This window comes from Ruegeria faecimaris, assembly GCF_900182615.1.
GTDB lineage: Bacteria > Pseudomonadota > Alphaproteobacteria > Rhodobacterales > Rhodobacteraceae > Ruegeria > Ruegeria faecimaris.
The window spans coordinates 43,995-65,877 of record NZ_FXTE01000010.1 but is presented as its reverse complement, the minus strand read 5'-3'; the positions used below and the strand labels follow the sequence as shown (position 1 = coordinate 65,877).

17 protein-coding genes are annotated in these 21,883 nt (G+C 59.3%); 6 read left to right on the top strand and 11 right to left on the bottom strand.

Annotated elements, in window-relative coordinates; genetic code table 11:
• Positions 1–86: 86 nt before the first annotated feature.
• Genes FN806_RS15010 through FN806_RS15000 form a run of 3 tightly spaced genes read right to left on the bottom strand, consistent with a single transcriptional unit; the run spans position 87 to position 3,171 of the window.
• Positions 87–971: an esterase-like activity of phytase family protein gene (locus FN806_RS15010; protein WP_142638571.1), complete on the bottom strand. Its 885-nt coding sequence runs from the start codon at positions 969–971 to the stop codon at positions 87–89.
• Positions 944–1,807 carry a penicillin-insensitive murein endopeptidase gene (gene mepA, locus FN806_RS15005; protein ID WP_142638569.1) on the bottom strand — a complete coding sequence of 288 codons (864 nt, stop codon included), beginning with the start codon at positions 1,805–1,807 and terminating at the stop codon, positions 944–946. Before mepA ends, FN806_RS15010 begins: the two co-directional genes overlap by 28 nt.
• A complete protein-coding gene (locus tag FN806_RS15000) occupies positions 1,804–3,171 on the bottom strand; it encodes an MFS transporter (RefSeq protein ID WP_142638704.1) in 1,368 nt (455 codons plus the stop codon). Before FN806_RS15000 ends, mepA begins: the two co-directional genes overlap by 4 nt.
• A 134-nt stretch (positions 3,172–3,305) precedes the next feature.
• Between FN806_RS15000 and FN806_RS14995 the strand changes: the two genes are divergently transcribed.
• The 3 genes from FN806_RS14995 (at position 3,306) to yaaA (ending at position 6,547) form a co-directional block, all read left to right on the top strand.
• The gene (locus tag FN806_RS14995) at positions 3,306–3,596 is read left to right on the top strand and encodes a YggT family protein (RefSeq protein WP_108860000.1); all 291 of its coding nucleotides are present in this window, start codon (positions 3,306–3,308) and stop codon (positions 3,594–3,596) included.
• Between the two features lie 86 nt (positions 3,597–3,682).
• Positions 3,683–5,722, top strand: coding sequence for a DNA helicase RecQ (gene recQ, locus FN806_RS14990; protein ID WP_142638567.1), 2,040 nt, complete (start codon positions 3,683–3,685; stop codon positions 5,720–5,722).
• A 33-nt stretch (positions 5,723–5,755) separates the two neighbouring features.
• Entirely contained in the window at positions 5,756–6,547 is a 792-nt protein-coding gene (gene yaaA, locus FN806_RS14985) for a peroxide stress protein YaaA (protein ID WP_142638565.1), read from the top strand.
• Here yaaA and FN806_RS14980 read toward each other — a convergent pair.
• From FN806_RS14980 to FN806_RS14955, 6 genes are all read right to left on the bottom strand, one after another.
• The gene (locus FN806_RS14980) at positions 6,517–6,978 is read right to left on the bottom strand and encodes a VOC family protein (RefSeq protein WP_142638563.1); all 462 of its coding nucleotides are present in this window, start codon (positions 6,976–6,978) and stop codon (positions 6,517–6,519) included. The genes yaaA and FN806_RS14980 overlap by 31 nt on opposite strands.
• 9 nt (positions 6,979–6,987) lie before the next feature.
• Positions 6,988–9,204, bottom strand: a complete 2,217-nt coding sequence (locus FN806_RS14975; protein ID WP_142638561.1) for a response regulator — start codon at positions 9,202–9,204, stop codon at positions 6,988–6,990.
• 312 nt (positions 9,205–9,516) lie between these two features.
• Complete coding sequence (locus FN806_RS14970; protein ID WP_142638559.1) at positions 9,517–11,559, bottom strand: hypothetical protein; 2,043 nt, start codon at positions 11,557–11,559, stop codon at positions 9,517–9,519.
• Positions 11,556–14,318: a DUF4159 domain-containing protein gene (locus FN806_RS14965; RefSeq protein ID WP_142638557.1), complete on the bottom strand. Its 2,763-nt coding sequence runs from the start codon at positions 14,316–14,318 to the stop codon at positions 11,556–11,558. Before FN806_RS14965 ends, FN806_RS14970 begins: the two co-directional genes overlap by 4 nt.
• Positions 14,315–15,190: a DUF58 domain-containing protein gene (locus FN806_RS14960; protein ID WP_142638555.1), complete on the bottom strand. Its 876-nt coding sequence runs from the start codon at positions 15,188–15,190 to the stop codon at positions 14,315–14,317. Before FN806_RS14960 ends, FN806_RS14965 begins: the two co-directional genes overlap by 4 nt.
• Positions 15,187–16,194, bottom strand: coding sequence for an AAA family ATPase (locus FN806_RS14955; RefSeq protein WP_142638553.1), 1,008 nt, complete (start codon positions 16,192–16,194; stop codon positions 15,187–15,189). The genes FN806_RS14960 and FN806_RS14955 overlap by 4 nt, the downstream gene beginning before the upstream one ends.
• A 64-nt stretch (positions 16,195–16,258) precedes the next feature.
• Here FN806_RS14955 and FN806_RS14950 point away from each other — a divergent pair, with 64 nt between their 5' ends.
• The gene (locus tag FN806_RS14950; RefSeq protein WP_142638551.1) at positions 16,259–16,834 is read left to right on the top strand and encodes a DUF1285 domain-containing protein; all 576 of its coding nucleotides are present in this window, start codon (positions 16,259–16,261) and stop codon (positions 16,832–16,834) included.
• Here the strand turns inward: FN806_RS14950 and FN806_RS14945 are convergent.
• Positions 16,817–17,767, bottom strand: coding sequence for a DMT family transporter (locus tag FN806_RS14945; protein ID WP_246097260.1), 951 nt, complete (start codon positions 17,765–17,767; stop codon positions 16,817–16,819). The genes FN806_RS14950 and FN806_RS14945 overlap by 18 nt on opposite strands.
• Before the next feature lie 172 nt (positions 17,768–17,939).
• Between FN806_RS14945 and FN806_RS14940 the strand changes: the two genes are divergently transcribed.
• Positions 17,940–18,695: a hydroxypyruvate isomerase family protein gene (locus FN806_RS14940; protein ID WP_142638549.1), complete on the top strand. Its 756-nt coding sequence runs from the start codon at positions 17,940–17,942 to the stop codon at positions 18,693–18,695.
• A 31-nt stretch (positions 18,696–18,726) separates the two neighbouring features.
• Positions 18,727–18,996, top strand: coding sequence for a DUF2798 domain-containing protein (locus tag FN806_RS14935; protein ID WP_342782020.1), 270 nt, complete (start codon positions 18,727–18,729; stop codon positions 18,994–18,996).
• Between the two features lie 42 nt (positions 18,997–19,038).
• Here FN806_RS14935 and polA read toward each other — a convergent pair whose 3' ends face one another.
• On the bottom strand, positions 19,039–21,837 hold the full coding sequence (polA, locus tag FN806_RS14930) for a DNA polymerase I (RefSeq protein WP_142638547.1): 2,799 nt from the start codon (positions 21,835–21,837) through the stop codon (positions 19,039–19,041).
• Positions 21,838–21,883: the final 46 nt, after the last annotated feature.

Below are 21,883 nucleotides of genomic sequence, written 5' to 3'. Positions count from 1 at the left end.
GATGCCCGTTTTGACAAGGTAGCGGCGACTTGGCCAAGGGACCGTCCCAAGGCAAGCCGTGCGTTTAGACCTTTGTTTCGAGCCTGTCAATCGGGCAGCAGATATTCCACCAGTTCCGTCCGCTGAAGGGCCAGAAAATTGTCATCCGAAATCATCGTAACCCGCAACCTTCCCTGATCGTCACGCCAGACCGACAGGCCTTCGAGGTTGTCATGCGTCCCGCGCGCGGTTTGCAGCAAGATCTCTTCGGATTGCGGAGTGTCACCATTCAGTTCCCAACGCCTGAGCTGCGACCGAAAGCCTGTCAGGGACACCGATCGTTCCAGCACATAGAACCGCCCGTCGGGGCCGAAATCCGCGGCTACTGGCAGGAACTTGCCCCGTTGCGGCAGGACAAAAGGTGTCGACCACGACAGACCATCCCAACGATATACCGGTATGTCCCCCGATACGGTACGGCTCTTTTCGGTCAGGGTGTACAGCCGCCCAAGCCTGTCAATGGCCAGTGCCTCGAACGAGCCGTTATGGTCAAGAACCTCAAAGGCTTTGGGGCGTGGCAGAACCTGCGCCGGGCCGGTTGGATCGGAATAATAAGCCACCCGGTGCACACCCTCGAATGAGATATAGACCCCACCGTCAGGGGCGATTGCCAGGCCTTCGGAATCGCCCGCGGTGCCCACCAGAACCTTGCCGGTGCTGGACAGGATGGGCCAGTGCCGCTGGATCTCGATGCCAGTAATCTCATCCTCGTTTCGATCAATACGAGCGTCCAGCATCGTTGCACGATCACTCAGCGCGATCATGCGGGTCCCACCGTCAAAGATGTGAATTCCGGAATATCCGCCGAACCAATCCGCCTGATGTCGCCAGGCAAAATTGTTCAGCAAAGCGGCAGGCTTTGCTCCCTCGGCCCAGACACCCCCTGACAGCAGCAGCGCCGCGATCAGTTGGATTGCAAGACGTTTGTGCATTGCTTGGGCAGATCGGCCAGCCGGTATTCGCGTCGCTTCTTGGGTGCAGGCGCGTTTGGATCGGGCGGTGGCGGGTTGAGGATGTTGTTCACCCATTGCTGCGCTTCGGCGCAACCATCACCCTTGGGCGGCGGATCCTGATTCACGCAGCCGCTTGATCCTCTTGGACAGGCCAGCCGCACGTGGAAGTGATAGTGATGGCCCCACCACGGCCGGATTTTACGCAGGTAAGCGCGGTTTCCCTTTTCGTCATTGCACATCTGCACCTTGGCACCGGGAAAGACGAATATCCGAGCCACGCGCTTGTCTTTTGCGGCCTCACGCAGCACTGCGTGATGCTGTTTGGTCCAGCTGCCGTTGACAAAGGCACCGTTCGAGCGGCGCAGGGAAATCGAAGAGATATTCTCGCGCGCCTTGCGGGAAAGACGCATGTTGTCACCGGGCAGCATCCAGATATCGATGTCCAGACCCAGCTGATGGCTGCGGTGGCCCGATGTCATCGGCCCGCCGCGCGGCTGGCTGATATCGCCTATATAGAGACCATTCCATCCTGACTGCTTGGCCGCAAACCGGCTCAGATCCTGGACATAGTCGATCGCCTGCGGATGGCCCCAGTTGCGGTTGCGTGACAGGCGCATAGCCTGCCAGGTGGGTCCGGTTTCGGGCAGTTGTACCGCCCCCGCCGCACAGCCGCGCGAATAACTGCCGAAAGCGGCCGGTTTTTGTTGTGAACTTTGCTTTTGGCCTCCGAATAACTGCTTGGCCAGCGGCTCGGAACCTGCGGTACCGGCGAATGTGATTGCGGCAATGACCGCGAAAAAACGTAATAAAATCATCTGCTCTGATCCCCTTCCGGTTTCACCCAGCGCATTAGGAACAGTCCCAGAATAAACAACAGAACTATGGGTGACACCCCCAGTCGCGCACTACCGGTCAGGGTTGTGGCAATCCCGATCAACAAAGGGGCCGCAAATGCGGTGGCGCGGCCGGACAAGCCATACAGGCCAAAGCTCTCGACCGGGGCAGCGGGATCGGTGTGGCGCACCATCAGAGAACGGCTGGCCGATTGTAGGATACCCCCCATGCCGCCGATCAGAACACCGCAACCAAAGAACACCAGATCCGGCAGGCCCGACCCTTCGGGCAGGGCGATACCGTAGATCTGGGTCCGGTCCATCATCACGACGGTGATACAGACAAAGATCAGCACCCAGATCGCAACCAGAATGACAGGTTTGGGGCCGTATTTCTTGTCCAGCTTGCCGCCAAGCCAGGCAAAGGCTGCCGCGGCCAGAACGCTGACAATCCCGAATACGCCGATCTTGATCAGATCCCATTCCAGCACCAGCCGCGCATAAACGCCGCCAAAGGTATACAGACCGTTCAGCGCATCGCGATAGAACATGGACGAGCCCAGATAGCTGGCCAGACTGACGCGATTGCGCAGGTTAGAGACTGATTTGACCAGCAGCTGCAGCGCCTCTTTGACGCTGCCTTTCTTTTCGACATCTGGATCGTCGCGCACCCACAGGAAATAGGGGATCATGAACAGAATGAACCACACGGCGGTGAACGGCCCGACAAATCGCGTGCCTTCGCGTGCTGCGGCGTCCAGACCAAAAACAGGGTCCATGCCGATCAGGGTCTTGCCATTACCCTGCTCAACAAACAGGGCCAGCATGATTGCCAGCGAGATAAGCCCGCCGAAATAGCCAAAGGCAAAACCCGAACCCGATATCTCGCCCACCTCACTGTCATCACCCAGATCGGGCAGCTGAGAATTGGCGAAGATCAGCGCGTATTCCGCCCCGACAAAACCCAGGCCAAAGGCCGACAGCATCAGCCACATGTTTGACCCGTCCGGCAACGTGTACCACAGCGCAGCAGAGCCCACCGCGTACATGATGGAAAAGCCGAATATCCATGGTATACGACGGCCCGAAACATCCGCCATCGCCCCCATCAGCGGGGCACCAAAGGCGATGATCAGCCCCACGATGGTCATGCAGTTCGCCCACACCGTCTGCGCCCGTGCGTCTGCGGCATCGGAACCCAGACCGGCGTTCAGATAATACTCGGCGGCTACCCCGGCAAAATAGGGCCCAAAAACAAAGGTCACCAACAGCGTGTGATAGGGCTGACTTGCCCAGTCGAAGAACCACCAGCCCCAGATGCGTTTGCGCTTGGAAATCTCTGCCATACCTGCCCCGTTTTTTATTGTTGGCGTCATAAGACGGTTCTTTGGCCTATTTCGCAAGGGTTCTGTTAGCGCGCACTTGCTCTTTGCTGCGCTAGCCACTACCTCTCCCGAAACGTGACTTGGAGTATACGAATATGATGGCAATTTTCGGCCCGATCGACTTGGTATTGAGCATCGCCTATTGGTTCGTCTTGATTCAGGTCATAATGAGCTGGCTGATTAACTTTCAGGTTCTGAACCTTCACCAGCAATTCGTTGCCCAGATTTGGTACGGGTTGAATCGGATCCTGGAGCCGATTTATCGCCCTATTCGCAAAGTGCTGCCCGATCTTGGCGGCATCGATCTGACGCCTCTGGTCGTGTTGATCATCATCATTTCACTGCGAAGCTACGTCCTGCCGGAACTCTTTCTGGCCCTGAGCTGAGGCTGATCCCTCTTGTTCAGTGAATCTTAGTATGTGATTGTCCTGTCTTAAGAGCAGATAAACCTTAAAACAGGGCACCCCCGCACATGTTTGACGCCGCGCCTTTGCTGCGAGATGTCTTTGGATTCGACGATTTCCGCCCCGGTCAGGAAGAGATCGTCGATGCCGTCACGCTGGGCGAAAACGTGCTGGCCATCATGCCGACGGGCGGTGGTAAATCCCTGTGTTTCCAACTGCCTGCGCTGATGCGTGATGGGGTCACGGTAGTGATCTCTCCGCTGATTGCCCTGATGCGTGATCAGGTGCGCGGCTTGCAGGAAGCAGGCGTCGAGGCCGGCGCGCTGACCTCCGGCAATACCCCCGAAGAAACCGATGCCGTGTGGGAGGCGTTGGAGGCCGGGCGGCTCAAGCTGCTGTACATGGCTCCCGAACGTCTGGCCGCCGGATCGGCGCTGGGCATGTTGCGGCGGATCAATGTCAGCTTGATTGCGGTGGACGAGGCGCATTGCGTCAGTCAATGGGGCCATGATTTCCGCCCCGACTACCTTCGGATCGGAGAGCTGCGACGTGCGCTGGATGTGCCTTTGGCCGCTTTCACCGCCACAGCAGATGCGGAAACGCAGGACGAGATTGTCGAAAAGCTGTTTGACGGTACAGCCCCGCGCAAATTTCTGCGCGGGTTCGACCGACCCAACATCCACCTGGCCTTTGCCGCCAAGGATGGGCCCCGCAAACAGGTCCTGGATTTTGCCGCCGCGCGCAAAACCCAATCCGGCATTGTCTATTGCGGCACCCGTAACAAGACCGAGGTTCTGGCACAGGCCCTGCGTGCCGAAGGCCACACCGCCTGTCACTATCACGGCGGCATGGATCCCGAGGATCGCCGCATCGTCGAGACCCGCTTTGCGCGCGAGGATGGTCTGATCGTGGTGGCCACGGTTGCCTTTGGCATGGGCATAGACAAGCCCGATATCCGCTGGGTCGCCCATGCGGACCTGCCCAAATCCATCGAAGCTTATTATCAGGAAATCGGCCGCGCCGGGCGTGATGGCGCCCCGGCAGAAACCCTGACCCTGTTTGGGGCAGATGACATTCGCCTGCGCCGGTCACAGATAGACGAGGGGCTTGCTCCGTCTGACCGGCGGATGGCCGATCACGCCCGTTTGAACGCCCTGCTTGGCTTGGCCGAGGCGCTGGCCTGCCGCCGTCAGACTTTGCTGGGTTATTTCGGTGAACAGACCGAACCCTGTGGCAAATGCGATCTGTGTGACAGCCCGCCGGAAGTGTTCGATGGCACCACCCCGGTTCGTATGGCCCTGTCCGCGATCCTGCGCACCGAGGAATGGTTCGGCGCAGGCCATCTGATCGACATCCTGTTGGGCAATGAAACCGACAAGATCCGCGCCCGCCGACATGACAATCTGTCGACCTATGGCATTGGCAAGGACTGGTCCCGCCCGCAATGGCAGGCGATCTTCCGGCAGATGATGGGCCATGATCTGGTCCGTCCTGATCCCGACCGCCACGGTGCGCTGCGCATGACTGAGGCCGCCAAGCCGATCCTGAAAGGCGAGGCGCAGATCAACCTGCGTAAGGACACGATCCGCAAAGCAACCCGTCGGCCTGCGGTCAAAGAGATGGTATCCGAAGAAGACGCACCGCTGCTGAGCGCACTCAAGGCGAAACGCCGTGCGCTGGCCGAATCCGCGCGGGTCCCGGCCTATGTTATTTTTCCCGATCGCACGCTGATCGAAATGGCGGAAACCCGCCCTGCAACGCTGGATGATATGGCCCGGATCAGCGGGATCGGTGCTAAAAAGTTGGAACGATACGGGGCCACGTTTCTGGAGGTTCTGACCGGCGCGGTCGAAGAACTGCACCCGGCCCGCCGCAAACTGGCCGGGCGCGATCAGGGTGAGATTTACGACCGCCTGCTCGAAGTTCAGTCGCAACTGTCGCGCGGCCCTGATGGAATCGACAAGCCGCTGACCTGTACCGCCTCGCAACTGGCAAAGGTGGCGCAGTTGCGATCAGACGACCCGCGCGCCATCGAACAGGTTCTGGGTGACCGCCGTCACGAAAGGTTTGGAGCCGCCTTTCTGGACGTGCTGCGTATGGCAAGCTAGATACCCACCAACAGGCAAGAAACGAGGGCGACTATGCTGGTAGTGATTTCCCCGGCCAAACGGCTGGATTGGGCAGAACGGAATGTTGAGGTCACGCAACCCGACTTTCAGGATGACGCGATCCGCCTGTCGAAAACCGCCCGCAATCTGACGCTGGGCGACCTGAAAAAGCTGATGGATCTGAGCGATGATCTGGCCCGCCTGAACCGCGACCGTTATCGCGCCTTTTCGGACGCCCCCGATGCTGTGGCGACACGCCCGGCCGCACTGGCCTTTGCCGGAGACACCTATCAGGGGCTCGAAGCGACTTCGCTGGATGTGGAAGAGATGGCCTGGGCCCAGGATCACCTGCGCATCCTGTCCGGACTGTATGGCATATTGCGTCCGCTGGACGCCATTCAGCCCTATCGGCTTGAGATGGGCAGTAGGCTGAAGACCCGGCGCGGCAAGAACCTGTACGATTATTGGCGCGACCAACTAAGCAAGGCGCTGAACGCTCAGGCAGCCGGTACCGGTAGCGATGTGCTGTTGAATTGCGCCAGTCAGGAATATTTCGGTGCAGTAGACCCCAAAGCGCTGAAATTACGGGTCATCACGCCGGTCTTCATGGAAGACAAGGGCGGCACGCCAAAGATCGTCAGCTTCTTTGCCAAAAAGGCACGCGGGGCGATGGCCCGCTATGTTATTCAACACCGTCTGTCCGAACCCGCCAGCCTGACAGAGTTCGACTCGGGCGGCTATGAATACCGACCCGACCTGTCAGAGAACGACAAGCCGGTCTTTATCCGGCCCTATCAGGCCTCAGCCAGCATCGACGGGTCGTAAGAGACCAGTTCAACTGTGTTGCCTTCCGGGTCTTCGGTGAAAATACCGCGCCAACCAACCCATCCGAACTGCTCGACGCGATAGGGTTGGCCGATCTTGTCATACCAACTTATGACCGCCGCCTGCTCGTCGAAGGGCAGCGACAATGCGATATGATGCAGCGACGATCCCGCTCCTGTTACGGGACCTTCTGCACCGGCCCGATGTTGCCCCGGTCGTGGCGCGGTGCTGTGGTGAAACAGGGCCAGAACTTGCGTATGGCCGCCAAACCCCTCGGCTATCCGGAAGAAGGTTATAGCGCTGTCATGGTCACCGCTCAGACGCTGCAGGCCGACCACCTGTTCATAGAACTGCACCATAGCGGCCATATCTGCGCAGCGAATGGCAATCTCGCCCAGCGCGCGGGGGTGAAATCCACGGTCATCAGTCATGTCGGCAGCCTAGAACGCTCGGGTTTCGTCATCAAGAACCGGTTGCGTTCCGTCTGGCCGATGGTCAAGGATCATCTGGTGGATTTTCTGTTTTTGCAGCGGTTTGGTCAGGTAGTAGTCCAATCCAGCCGATAAAATACCCTGGTCATCTCCGCTCATTGCATGTGCGGTCAGGGCTACGATCGGGACGTGCTGATTGGTTTCAACCTCGCGGCGGCGGATTTCACCTGTGGCCTGTTTACCATCCATTCCGGGCATAGAGATATCCATGAATATCAAATCCGGGTCGAATTCCAGATGGGCGGCGACCGCCTCAAGCCCGTTGCCCGCAAAGCGAAGATCAATGTTCAGATCCTTGACCATCTTGCGCAGGATCAGCTGGTTGGTCTTGTTGTCCTCAGCAGCCAGAACCCGCATGAGCCTTTGATCCTCGGCAATCGGTCTGACCTGCGCAACCGTTGGGTTTTGCGTGTCGGAACCATTCGATATCGAATCCGCTGATCGTCCCAGAGCGGTCAGACGTGCATATAATTCTGAACGAGGGATCGGCTTTTGCAACACTCCGTCAATGAGCTGGCAGGCCGGATGAGCATGAATCACGCCGGGATTGGCCGACATGACCACGACAGAGGTATCCGTCCACCCCCGGCCCTTTATCGTGGCCGCCAAATCCAGCCCGTCCATGTCCGGCAGATCGTGATCGCACAGCACCAGATCTACGGTGTCATCAAGCGTAGCCAGCGCCTCGGTTCCGGTGGTACATTCGGTAACCTTGGCACCCAGACGACCAAGTTGCTTTGACAGGATCGCTCGATTGACAGCCAGATCTTCAACCACGACCACATGGCGCAGACATCCTTCCAGATTCGGGGGGGCGGGTTGCGGACCTTCGACCGTCGGCAGCGTTATCCGAAATCCAAAACAGGACCCCTGGCCCGGCTCGCTTTCGACCCAGATGGCACCGTCCATCAATTTGATCAGTCGTTTGGTGATGGCCAGGCCCAACCCGGTCCCTTCAAACTGTCGGTTTTGTTCATCCTCAACCTGATTGAATTCACCAAAGATATGCGCCGCTTTATCCTCGGCAATACCGATACCGGTATCTTCTATGGCAACATGAATATCACAGGCCTGGGCCTCCGCGCGGGGGACCCCCGTGACGCGGATCAAGACATGCCCTTCCGCCGTGAACTTGACCGCGTTGCCAACCAGATTGGTCAAGACCTGACGCACCCGGCCCGGATCGCCTACGAACAGGGTTGGCAAAAACAGGTCATAGTCGACTAAAAGGCTTAAACCCTTGTCACGAACACTGGGCTGCAGCAGCATCGCCACCTCAAGGATACAGCGTTCGAAATCGAACTGTTCGGGGTGCAAGACCAGCTTATCCGCCTCAATCTTCGAGTAATCCAGAACATCGTTGATGATCACCAGCAAGGCTTCACCGGAATTGCGGATCGTGTTGAGATAGAGCCGTTGTTCTTCATCCAGCGCGGTTTCGGTCATCAACTCGGTCATGCCAACAATACCGTTCATGGGCGTGCGGATTTCATGGCTCATATTGGCTAGGAATGCAGATTTCGCGCGGTTTGCAGCCTCGGCCCGTTCGCGCGCCGCGGTCAGTTCGGCCTGATGCCGGACCGAGGCGGTTATATCAAGCGCAAGGCTGACCACATCGCCACCGCCACCGCGTTGATCAATCAGCTTGATATAGAGCCCGTTCCACAGCTTGACGATTTCTGACGGCGGGTTGGACAACTTCCAACGGGCCAGCATCCTGGCGCGCCAATCATCCTGCGCCTCGTCCACGGTATCAATCAGACCCTCCTGCGTGAGGGTTTCCAGAATTCTGCCATAGCTGATACCGGGCGCTATTTCATCCAGCCCCTCAAACAGGCTGAAATATGAGGCATTTGCCCCGATCAACCGGCTCTCTTCGTCGAAGAATGCAAACCCGTCTGGGAAGGTCTGGATCGAATGCCATAGCCGCCGTTCGGCCACTTCGATCTTGGCATTGGCCAATGTCAGGTCCGATTTAACTTTTTCATTTTCATCGCGCACCGTCTCAACCTCGGCCCGCGTTTCACCAATGCGTTTAGTCAGAGCCATCGCGTGCAGGCCCAATTTCCGGTTGGCCGCTGATAGCTCGGCCTGTTTCATCTCCAGCAGACGTTCAGCGGCAAGCCGTGCGCGTCTTTCCTGTGCCAGTTTGGTTGCAAGACTCATCAAAGGTGATCCCGGTACAATCTGCCCACAGCATCCCAACAGAGCGTGAAAAAGTGTTTAAGCCGTGCCTGTTGCAACAGACCAATGGCAGGCTCAGAGGCCGCAAATGTCCAAAACTGCCTGCCTCGCCGGTACCTGCCTTTTCCTACTCAACGCAAAATCTGCGGTATCTGAATGCGCGAAAGGCGCTCAGATCAAAAAACTGTGTGGGATTACACGACAATCCTGACGCAGCAAAGCCGGTTCAAACGGTGCTTTACCATGACATGATGCTGGTGATTGGGGCCACAATCAGCGTTGTAGTCGAATGACCTAACGCCGACCTTCACGCAGCCAACCCGCCAGAAGGAACCCACCGGCCAGCAAAAGCACCAGCCAGGGCGGTAGAACACCAGCCTGTGTTACAGAGCTGGTCTGGTAGGCATCGCGCGGGGTCAGCCCGATCCAACCGCGCCCCGATGCTGGCCGCCCAGCGCGGACATTTCGGATCGAAGGCAAACCGTCCTCGACCCGGATCACACCGCCGCGCAATTCGGCCAGAACCGGCTCAAGGATCTGATCAGTAGCAATCGTGCGCTCAAATTCTTTGGGGGCCGCAGGGCCCAACCCAATTACCGCCGAATGTTCACCCTCTTGCAGCCGATAGAGGCCAATCTCGGGGCCGAAGATCTGAGCTTCGAACCGCCCCGGAGAAACTTCGTTCAGCGTCACCTCAAGTGTCTCGCCATTGGGCTGCGTGATGGTAACTGTTCCGACGTCATCCCCCAGGGTTTGACGGATGACGCGCATGATTTGACCATTTGCTTCGGCCCACAGAGCCTCTTCCTCAAGCTCGGGTTCTTTCATCATCCAATGTGCCAATCGCCGCAGCAGTTCAAGCTGCGGACCACCGCCGTCGAAGCCACGGCTCCAGAGCCAGGCGTGGTCAGAGGCCAGCATTGCCACGCGCCCCTCTCCGACCCGGTCTAGCACCAGCAGCGGCCGGTCATCGACGCCGGTCATCAGCGTTTCACCTGATCGGAACAGGACATCAACCTGGCGCAACCATGCTCCCCAATGCTCGGAATCGCCCAGATCCGTCGTCACCGGGTGCCGGTGCCCCATATCTGTAACTGTGGGGACAAAGCGTTCTTCGATGACCCGCGCGGTGGGTTGGGCCGGAAGAATCGGCGCCAGCGGCGAGCGGAAGATACTGTCGGCACTGGCAAAATCAGGGCCAGCCGCAATCAGAACCGCACCACCATCATTGATGTAATTGGTGACATTCTCCAGATAGACCGCAGGCAGAATACCGCGCCGCTTATAGCGATCAAAGATGATCAGATCGAAATCGTTGATCTTTTCCAGAAACAGTTCTCGAGTCGGAAAAGCGATCAAAGACAACTCGTCCACAGGCACACCATCCTGCTTTTCAGGCGGTCGCAGGATCGTGAAATGCACCAGATCGACCGAGCTGTCGGATTTCAGAAGGTTCCGCCAGGTCCGTCCACCGGGATGCGGTTCACCCGAAACCAGCAGCACCCGCAGACGGTCGCGCACACCATTCATCTGAATCAGTGCGGTGTTGTTGCGGTCGGTCAACTCTCCTTCGACGCCTGGTACGGTAAACTGGATGACATTCCGCCCGCCATGGGACAGCTTGACCGGTAGCTCGACATCGACACCGATTGGAATGGTGAAATGCTCTGGCGCATTGCCATCAACCGAAATTTCCAAAGGCGCATTCGCAGCCGCAACAGGAACTGCGCCGCTATCCTCAACCCGCAACGTCAGCGTGACCGGTTCTCCGATAATGGCAAAAGCCGGTGCATTGCGGACGATCAGACGGCGGTCCCAGTCGCTGGCCCGCCCAGTCTGCAACAAGTGCATCGGTGCAGGCAGGTCAGGGGCCTGATCAACGTCATGCACGATCCCATCCGAAACCACGAGGATCCCCGCAATGCGCGCACGGGGTTCCTCGGCCAGGACTTTGTTCAGCGCAGCCATGACCTGTGTGCCCTCATCCCCATCGCTGTCAGCCACCCGGATCCGGCGCAGCTCGGTATTGTCGCGCGTGTCGATCTCGGCCGCCAGTTCGGCAGCGGCCTGTGCTGTCTGTTCCGGGCGATCGGACAGGGTCTGGCTGGCGCTTTCATCCTCGATCATCACCACGATGTCGGTCAGCGGAGTGCGATCTTCGACCTGATAAACAGGCCCCGCCATGGCCGCGATCACGACCAGGGCGGCCAACCCGCGCAAGGCCCAGCCAGACAGGCCCCGCCACAGGGCTAGAACAACGCCTGATATGGCAATCGCGGTAACGACCATCAGAACGGGCCACGGAATCAGAGGGTCAAATATAACGGTTCCGGTCATTGTCCCAACCTGTCCAGCAGCGCAGGCACATGGACCTGATCCGATTTGTAATTCCCGGTCAGCACATGCATCACCAGATTGACGCCAAACCGATTGGCCAATTCCCGCTGCCGCTCACCGGCATATCCGCGCCCGACCGGCAACAGGGCCTGCCCGTTTCGGTCGACGGCCCAGGCTCCGGCCCAGTCATTCCCGCCGATCACTACCGGGGTCACATTGTCGTTGAGGTTGCGGAACGGCATGCCGTCGATTTGTTCCGCATCCGGCGGGGCGGCTTCGACCCAAATCTCGGTACCGGCATATCGGCCCGGGAAATCCTGCAGCAAATAGAAGGCCCGCGTCAGAACATGGTCATCCGGAACAGGCTCTAACGAAGGGATATTCAGCGGGGCGGCCAGTTGTTGCAGCTTGCGGCCATTGGGGCTGGCTGCACCGAAACGCGCCACATCCGCGTCGCGCGTGTCGAACAAGATCATGCCGCCCGAGCGGAGATAGGCATTCAGCTTGGCATAGGCTTCGTCCGAGGGTTGCGGCTGTTCCGGCGTGATCGGCCAGTACAGCAGCGGGAAAAACGCCAGCTCGTCCCGTTCCAGATCAACGCCGATGGGCTCTGCCGGTTCGACCGAAGTGCGGAAGAACAAAGTTTGCGCCAAGCCACGCATCCCGGCGCCCGCGATATCGTCAACCTGCGCGTTTCCAGTCATGACATGAGCCAGTACCAGCTCTTGCGTTGCCATCAGGGCAAAATCGGTTTCCTTGGACGTCTGTGCCTGAAGGTCAGGTGCAATCAGCAACGCACCCAGCGCCATCGCCGCGGCCCGGGCCAGCCCAAGTCGCCCCGACAACAGAAGTGACGCAATAACGTCCACCGTCAGCAAGATCAGCGCGAGGCTAAGCAAAATGCCCCCGATCGGCGTTTCGGCGCTGATTTCCTGCCCTTTGATGGGCACATCGGATGGCCAGACAGCGGGCATCAGAACCGAGTCCGCGTCCAGCACATTCAGTGCCAGCTTCTGCTTACCGCTTTCATACAGGCCGGGTCGCAGTTCTGGCCCGATAGCGCCGGCGGCAAGATCAACCCCATCGACGCCTGCTAGATTATCTGCATCCGATAAGCCTCCAAATCCGTCCATGACCTGCAGCGGTTCCCAAGTTGTGCCCTGCAACTGCGACTCCTCTCGGGATTTCGCAGCCGAGGCGACGGCCAGCCGATCCAGCATCTCGACAAACAGGCCCGAGAGGGGAAGGCTCGACCATTCGGCATCAGCGGTGACATGGAACAGCACCACCTGCCCCAGCCCCAAGGCCTTGCGCGTGACCAAAGGCGTGCCATCCGAGAGCGATGCAATCACCCGATCGGCCAAATTTGGGTCTGGTTGCGCCATGACCTGTGTGGTCACGGAAACATCCGATGGCACGCGCAGCCCGTAGAAGGGTGAGGTTTCGGGGAACGGGGCCAGACCTTTGGCCTCACCCCAGCTCATCGCGCCGCCGACCGAACGGCCACCGCTGCGCAGGCGCACCGGCAGCAAGGTATCCTCGACATCCCGCCCCAGATCGCTGGCGGCCATGCGCGGCCCGGCAAAGCGCAACAGCAGCCCGCCCTGTTCGACCCATTCGGTCACCGCCAGTTGTTCCGCTTCGGCCAATTTCGCCACATCCGCCAGAACAATCACATCCGGATTGGCGGGCAACACATCCATCAGGCCGCCCTCGACAAAATCCGCGGTCGGGACCAAAACCTGTGTCAGATAATGCAGCGGCGACAACAGCTCTAACCCTTCACGGTTCAAACTGCCCGCAAGCAAGGCCACCTCACGCCTGCGCAGGCTGTCATCGGTCAGCGTTACGGCACCCGCCGACCGCTGACCCTGAATCTCGAACCGGGTGATTCTGGCCCGTAGTTCCGAGGGCAGCGCCAGCTCCACCTGAGCAAGCGTTTCGCCTTCAGCAAAGACGATATTGGCGGATTGCAGAACCCGCATTGCGCCCGCCGGATCGCGCCCCTGTGCCAAAATGGTCAGGATGTTTTCCGGACCAGCAGTGGCGCGTTGGGCCGTCAGTTGAATGACACCATCCTGATAGGCGGCGGGCAGAATCGCATAAACAGGCGAGCCTGACTGGTACACGGTTACTTCCCCGCGCGATTGCAACGCAGCCAGAACCGTTTCCCGACCCGCAAATTCCAGACCGTCGCTGAACCAATATGTATCAAAACCACCATCAAGCTGATCCAGCATATCGAGCACCTGATCCATCTGCAGCTGAGTTGGTTGCCAGGGCATCGGAGTCACCCCCGGAAGCCGACCCCGCCACGCTTCGGCGGCCTGAAAGACTGGGGCTTCTGGCTCCGTCAAGTTGAGCAAGGCCACCGTGCGTCCGGCGCGTCCGGCCTCGGTCAGCTGCGTATCAAGCTGGTCCTGAAGCGATGGCCAGCCGCTTGCACCTGCCCAGCTGGCATCCAGCACCAACAACAGCGGCCCCGAACCCACCTGATCCCGCGAGGGATTCAAAACCGGCCCGGCCAGACCGATAATGATCGCCGCCGCCGCCAGCATTCGCAACAGCAGCAGCCACCATGGTGTCCGATCCGAAACACTCTCGTCGTCCTTCAGCCCCAGCAGCAGCGTTACGGCCGGAAACATTCGCCGGATCGGCGCAGGCGGCACAGCGCGCAGGACCAGCCACAGGATGGGCAGGGTCAACAATCCCAGCAACACCCAGGGCGCGGTAAAGCCTATCCCAGCCAAAACCGTCATACTCTGCCCCCGTCCAAAGCGCTATACAGCCATAACAGAGCCGCCTGTGCGCTGTCGCCAGTGTGGTGCAGCCCCAGTTGCCATCCCGTCACCCGACACAAGCGCATCAAGGTATCCTTTCGTTCGGCAAGGCGCGCAAGATACCGGTCACGAAGATCAGAAGCCTTTAGCGTTTCATGCCGGGCCGAGCCGCCCACGCTTTCGAAAATGGTGCGTCCACGATAGGGGAAATTCTCTTCACCGGGATCCAGCACCTGCAGGACCACCCCGCGCACGCCACGATCCGCAGCTTTGGACAGGGCCAGTTCAACCTCTTCCATCGGGCCAAGAAAATCGGAGATGAACACCGCCCGCGCATGGGGGATCATGGCGCGGTGTTCGGGTGGCGCATAGTCGGCTTGATCATCCTCGGACCAGGCCTGCGCAAGCCGGATGATCTGGGCATTGCCGCGCCGGGGCGGCAGAGTTGTGCCCGTCAGGCCCACACGCTCACCACCACGCGCCAGCAAGATCGAAGTTGCCAGGCCCAGCAACCGCGCCCGATCCGCCTTGGTGGGCAGCGAAGCGTCCGAGGCAAAGCGCATCGACGCGCCCTGATCCACCCACAGCATCACCGATTGGGCAATCTGCCACTCGCGTTCGCGCACAAATTGTTGATCGCCACGGGCCGAGCGGCGGTGGTCGATCATCCGGCGGCTGTCGCCAACCTGTGCCGGGCGGTATTGCCAGAAATCATCACCCATCCCGGATCGGCGACGCCCATGGTCACCCAGCAAGACGGTTCCGGCCAGATGTTCCGCCCGCGCCAACAGGGGCGGTAGCCGGGATGCCTCGGCCTCGGATCTTTCACGAAGAGTCAACCCGGCATTCACGCCGCAGCCTCGGTTCGGATCAGCCCAAGCGCGGTCGAGTCAATCAGATCAGCCAGGCTGTCACCGCGCGCCCGGGCCGCAAAGTTCAGCGCCATACGATGGCTGAGAACCGGGCGGGCCATCTCAAGAACATCCTCGGCATTGGGGGCCAGTCGCCCCTGTAACATGGCGTTGGCACGCACCGTCATCATCAACGCCTGCGCCGCGCGGGGGCCAGGGCCCCAGGCCACGGTTTCGGCCACACGATCGGACACGCCTGCCTCGCCGGGGCGGAACGCGCGGACCAGATCCAGTATCAATTCGACCACCGACTCGCCGACCGGCATCCGGCGCAACAAAAGCTGCGCCGCCAGCAATTCCTCTTTGGTGAAAATCTGATGAGCGTCGTCTTCTTCGACACCGGTCGTGGCCAGTAGGATATCCCGCTCGGTCTGACGATCCGGGTATTCGACGTCAATCTGCACCAAAAAGCGGTCCAACTGCGCCTCGGGCAGCGGATAGGTGCCTTCTTGTTCAATCGGGTTCTGCGTGGCCAGTACGTGAAACGGCTCATCCAGCGCACGATTCTCGCCCGCGACGGTGACGGTGCGTTCCTGCATCGCTTGCAGCAAGGCCGACTGTGTGCGCGGGCTGGCGCGGTTGATCTCATCCGCCATCAGCAATTCACAGAAGATTGGGCCGGGAATGAACCGGAAGTGGCGACTGCCATCCTCGGCCGTATCCAGAACCTCGGACCCCAGAATATCAGCTGGCATCAGATCCGGCGTGAACTGGATACGGTTGCCATGCAGGCCCATCACGGTCGACAAAGTCTCAACCAGCCGGGTCTTGCCCAGCCCTGGCAATCCGATCAGCAATGCGTGCCCGCCGCATAACAGCGCGGCCAGCGTCAGATCCACGACCCGCTCTTGCCCGATAAAGCGTCGGGTGATCGAGGCCTTGGCCTCTTGCAGTTTAGTTTCCAGCGCTTCGATCTCGGATACGAGGTCGGCAGGTTCGCTCATGACTTTCCCTTCCGTGGACGAGTATGGTTGAAGTGTATCGCGCGAAAAGGAAATGGCAAAAGTAATGAGCGGACAAATCCCTGTGACACCTTCTCCTGATGGCATTGCGGCATCAGTCAAAGCCGCGAAAACACGGGATTTACCCCCTGTTCACCTGTGGAATCCCCCGTTTTGTGGCGATCTGGACATCAGGATCGCAAAAGATGGTTCTTGGAGTTATTTAGGCTCGCCCATCAACAGGCTCGAGCTTGTGAAGCTTTTTTCCTCAATTCTTAAGAAAGAAGAAGGCAAATATTACCTGGTGACCCCGGTCGAAAAGGTGGGAATCACGGTCGAGGATGTCCCGTTCATGGCTGTCGACTTTGATGCCACAGGCTCAGGCGCGGCGCAGATTTTAACTTTCAGCACCCATGTGGGTGATACGGCCAAGGCCGGAGCGGATCACCCGATCCGTGTTGAGTTTGATCCGAAGACCCAGGAACCCTCGCCCTATATCCTGATCCGCGCAAATCTAGAGGCGCGCATTGACCGCAAAAGCTTTTACCGGCTGGTTGAGATCGGCACCGATCATGAAGACTGGTTCGGGGTGTGGTCGGGCGGTCAGTTCTTTCCGCTGATCCGCTCAGCCGATCTGGGCTGAGCGCGGCCTGCGATCCTGCGCCAGAACAACGGCGACCGCCACGATGCCCGCGCCCAGCGCGCGGGTTGAATTCCATTCATCCCCCAGCACAATCATGATCAGCATCACGTAAAATGGCGCGATGTTCATATGGAATGAGGCCAGCGCCACGCCCAGCTTGCCAACCGAAGCAACGAACAGGATCTGGCTCAGCCCCAGCGAAATCAGCGCATAGATCCCCAGCATCCCGATCTGCTGTCCGTCAATGGCAACCTCGGGGATCACCTCCATGCCCAGCAGCCCAGCGGCAAAGCACAAGATCACGGCCATGGCAAAGCCTCCGATCAACGTGATCGTCGCGCGCCCGGTCTGGCTGAGTTCGGGAAAATCGCGCGCTGTGGTCATGCTGCCCCAACTGAAAAAGACGACCGACACGACCGCGCATAAGGCCCCAAGGCCCAGCTGCGCCGGGGCGACGGCGCTGGTGGCGATCAGCCCGCCGATAATTGAAACCAGAACGCCTAGGCCAAAATTCCAGCTCAGCCGACGTGTGCCCGCCTTAAGCTCCAGCAGGGTTGCGATTAGTGGCGCGCAAGAGGCGATGATGACGACGGTTACCGGATCGGTCAGCTTTTGCGCCAGGATCAGCAGGAACATCGGGCAGCCAAAGCCAAACGCTCCGACGATCATGGCCCATCCCCATCTGGCCCTTAGAATACGGCTGGGACCGTCCAGCATCAGCCAGATCGGCAGCAGCACCAGAACCGCCAGACCCAGACGTGCCGCAAGCAAGCCCACCGGCGACCAGCTTTGCAACAAGACCTCCGCCGCCGGAAAACCTGCGGCCCATGCCAGCATCGAGGCAACCGCCAACCCGTTGCCAGACAACGCGGAGTTGCGGTCGGCAGACATAGAAATAGCGGTCCCGCGCACGGGGTCAGGGCTCAGTGCCATGGGTCATACCTCTGGTCAAAGCGACGCCAGAAATGATTCGCCGCATTGTCCCGAACGTCACTGAATTAAACTGGGTGATCTGGCCGATTTTCGACAATCTGTCGTTTTCAGTCCCTTTCGCTGAAATCACCCGACCGATATGGTCCGGCGAACAGACACGCAAAGGCCATCCATGCCCAAATTCGCTGCAAATATCTCATTGCTCTTTACCGAACTGCCCTATCTCGACAGGTTTCAAGCTGCCGCGCAGGCCGGGTTCAAGGCTGTTGAGGTTCTGTTTCCCTATGATCTGGCTACCAAGGAAACCCGCCGTGCTCTGCTGGCTAACGGGCTCGACCTGGTGCTGATCAACGCGCCACCACCCAACTACACCGGCGGCACTCCCGGATATGCCGCCATTCCGGGCGGTGAGGCGCGGTTCCAGTCCGACATCCGCCGTGTTCTACGCTATGCTCAGGCGCTACGGCCCGAAAAAATCCACATCATGTCCGGATATTCCTCGGGCGCGGATGCTATGGATTGCTTTGTTCAAAACCTGCAATGGGCAGCAGACCACGCGCCCCAACAGCCGTTCACGATCGAACCGCTCAACCCGGTGTCACAGCCTGAATATTTCCTGAACTCTTACGATCTGGCCGCCGAGGTTTTGGATCGCGTGAACCGGCCCAATGTCGGCCTGCAATATGACAGCTTCCACGCCCAGATGATCCATGGCAACGCGCTGCAAGTCTGGAAGGATTACCAAGACCGCATCGTGCATGCCCAGATCGGAGCGGCCCCGGATCGCTCAGAGCCCGGTCGAGGTGAGATGAATTTTGCCGAGTTGTTCCGAGCGATTGATGACAGCGGCTACACCGGCTGGGTCAGTGCCGAATATCAGCCCTCGATCCAACGTACCGCCGAGACGCTCGGCTGGATGCACCTTTGATTTTCCACTGGTACTGGTATTACCCGGAAAAATGGCGCAGATCAGTGCCACTCACACCAAGGATGTCCGGATGATCCCTGCCCGCTATGCCCGCGCCCTGTTCAGCCTGATCATGTCAGGCATGATGTCCTGCATCGTCACCGGTATCGCCACGGCCAAGGCCGTCGGCTTCGGTCCCGCGACGCTGGGCGACTGGATGGGCTCATGGGTTTTCTCCTGGCCCATCGCGTTCACAGTTATCCTACTGCTGGGCCCCAGCGTGCAACGGATGGTCAACCGCATGGTCAGACCACAGGGCTGACCCGCCGCGAAGAGGGCCCGCAGGGCTTGATGAACGGCGGCGCTAGTGCGCCTCGGCCCAATTCGCGCCTTGTCCCGCATCAACGCTGAGTTTCACATCCAGTTTCACCGCTGGGTCCGAGGCCCCCTCCATCACGTCGCGCGCCGCGTCGATCAGCGGTTCAACGGCGTCCTCGGATACTTCGAACAGCAATTCGTCATGCACTTGCAGCAACATTTTCGCAGGCAACCCATGGATCGCATCCGGCATCCGCACCATGGCGCGTCGGATCACGTCGGCCGCGGTGCCTTGAATCGGAGCGTTGATCGCCGCCCGACGCGAAAATCCCGCATGCGGCCCCTTGGCATTGATCTCGGGCGTATGGATTTTGCGCCCGAATAGAGTCTGCACATAGCCATTCTCTTTGGCAAAGGCGACGGTGTCGTCCATATAGGTCCGAATGCCGGGGAAGCGTTCGAAATAGCGGTCGATGAAGCCCTGCGCCTCGGCCCGTGGAATGCGCAGGTTGCGCGCCAGACCAAAACCCGAGATGCCATAGATCACACCGAAGTTGATCGCCTTGGCCTGACGGCGAATATCCGGCGTCATCTCATCCAGCGGCACTTCGAACATTTCCGACGCAGTCATGGCGTGAATGTCCAGCCCATCGGTAAACGCCTGCTTCAAGGCCGGAATATCGGCAATATGCGCCAGAATGCGCAGCTCGATCTGGCTATAGTCGAGGCTGACCAGCACATTTCCCGGTTCGGCAATGAACGCCTCGCGGATGCGACGGCCTTCCTCGGTGCGCACGGGGATGTTCTGCAGGTTCGGATCGGTCGAGGCCAAACGACCGGTGTTCGCCCCGGTGATCGAATAGGATGTATGTACCCGGCCCGTATCGGGGTTGATATGGGTCTGCAGCGCGTCCGTATAGGTCGATTTCAGTTTCGATAGCTGCCGCCAATCCAGCACCCGACGCGGCAATTCATGCTCGGTCGCCAGATCCTCAAGGATATCGGCCCCGGTTGAATATTTACCGGTCTTGCCCTTCTTGCCGCCTTCCAGACTCATCTTGTCGAACAGAATCTCGCCCAGCTGAGCGGGCGAGCCGACATTGAAGCTTTCACCAGCCAATTCGTGGATTTCAGCCTCTAACCCGGCCATTTTCTGGGCAAACGCGTTGGACATGCGGCTGAGGACATCGCGGTCAACCTTGATGCCATGCATCTCCATTTCGGCCAGAACCGGCACCAGAGGGCGCTCCAGCGTTTCATAGACGGTCGTTACCTGAACCTGATGCAGCTGAGGTTTGAACAGTTTCCACAGCCGCAGGGTGATATCAGCGTCCTCGGCGGCATAGGCCGTGGCCTCGTCAATCGGAACCTTGTCGAAGGTGATCGCGGATTTGCCGGATCCCAGCAGCGGTTTGATCGGAATCGGCGTGTGGTTCAGATAACGCTCGGACAGGGTGTCCATGCCATGCCCATGCTCGCCGCCATGCATCGCATAGGACATCAACATCGTGTCATCAATCGGCGCCACATCCACGCCATAGCGGGCAAAAATCTTGGCATCGTATTTCATGTTTTGCCCGATCTTGAGGATCGACGGGTCCTCTAACATCGGTTTTATCAGTGTTAGAGCCTGTTCAATCGGCATTTGCCCCTCGGCCAGAGCGTCCGAGCCGAACAGATCGTCGGTGGCGCTTTGACGATGGATCAATGGGATATAGCAGGCCTCGCCCGCCTCAATGCAGAGCGAAATGCCGACCAGATCTGCGATCATCTCGTTCAGCCCAGTGGTCTCGGTGTCCACTGCAACCCAGCCACGCTCATATGCCTGGTCTATCCATTTCTGCAAAGCCCCCGCGTCGCGGACGCATTCATACTTCGACGCGTCGAATGGAATGTCTTCAGCCTCGGCCACATCTGCAACGGGCGCAGGCGCGTCTGCAATCACCGGTGCCTCGGCCCCCAGCTTGTCCGCTATGCGCTTGGTGAGGGTGCGGAACTCCATCTCAGCAAGAAAGCCCAGCAGAGTGTCCGGTTCAGGGTCTTGCACCTCAAGATCGTCTAAGGTGAAATCCAGCGGCGTATTCTCATCCAACTGCACCAGTCTTTTCGACAGCTCAATCTGGGCGCGTTTGTCGATCAGGGTCTGGCGGCGTTTGGGTTGTTTGATCTCTTCGGCGCGGTCCAGCAGGGTTTCCAGATCCCCAAATTCATTGATCAAAAGCGCCGCCGTCTTGATCCCAATGCCCGGAGCCCCCGGCACATTGTCCACGCTGTCCCCGGCCAGCGCCTGCACGTCCACCACACGTTCAGGCCCGACGCCGAATTTCTCGAACACGCCATCGCGGTCGATGCGTTTGTTCTTCATCGCATCCAGCATTTCGACCCCATCGCCGACCAGCTGCATCAGGTCCTTGTCGGAACTGACGATCGTGACGCGACCACCCGCCTCACGCGCCTGTATGGCAAGGGTGGCAATGATGTCGTCGGCCTCATAGCCCTCAAGCTCTTTGCAGGCGATATTAAAAGCGCGGGTCGCCTCGCGTGTCAGGGGCATCTGAGGGCGCAGATCCTCGGGCATGGCCTCGCGGTTGGCCTTGTAGAGGTCATACATGTCATTGCGGAACGTATGAGAGCCCTTGTCAAAAATCACCGCCACATGCGTCGGCGCGTCTGGCCCGGTGTTTCCTTCGACATATTTCTGCAGCATGTTGCAAAAGCCCGACACGGCCCCAATCGGCAACCCATCCGACTTCCGCGTCAGCGGCGGCAGCGCGTGATAGGCCCTGAAGATAAAGGCCGATCCGTCAATAAGATGAAGGTGACACCCTTTTCCGAAATTGCTCATGCGCGCGCTCCCTGTCGGTCAGGGATGGTTCTGCCACAGGGGCGCA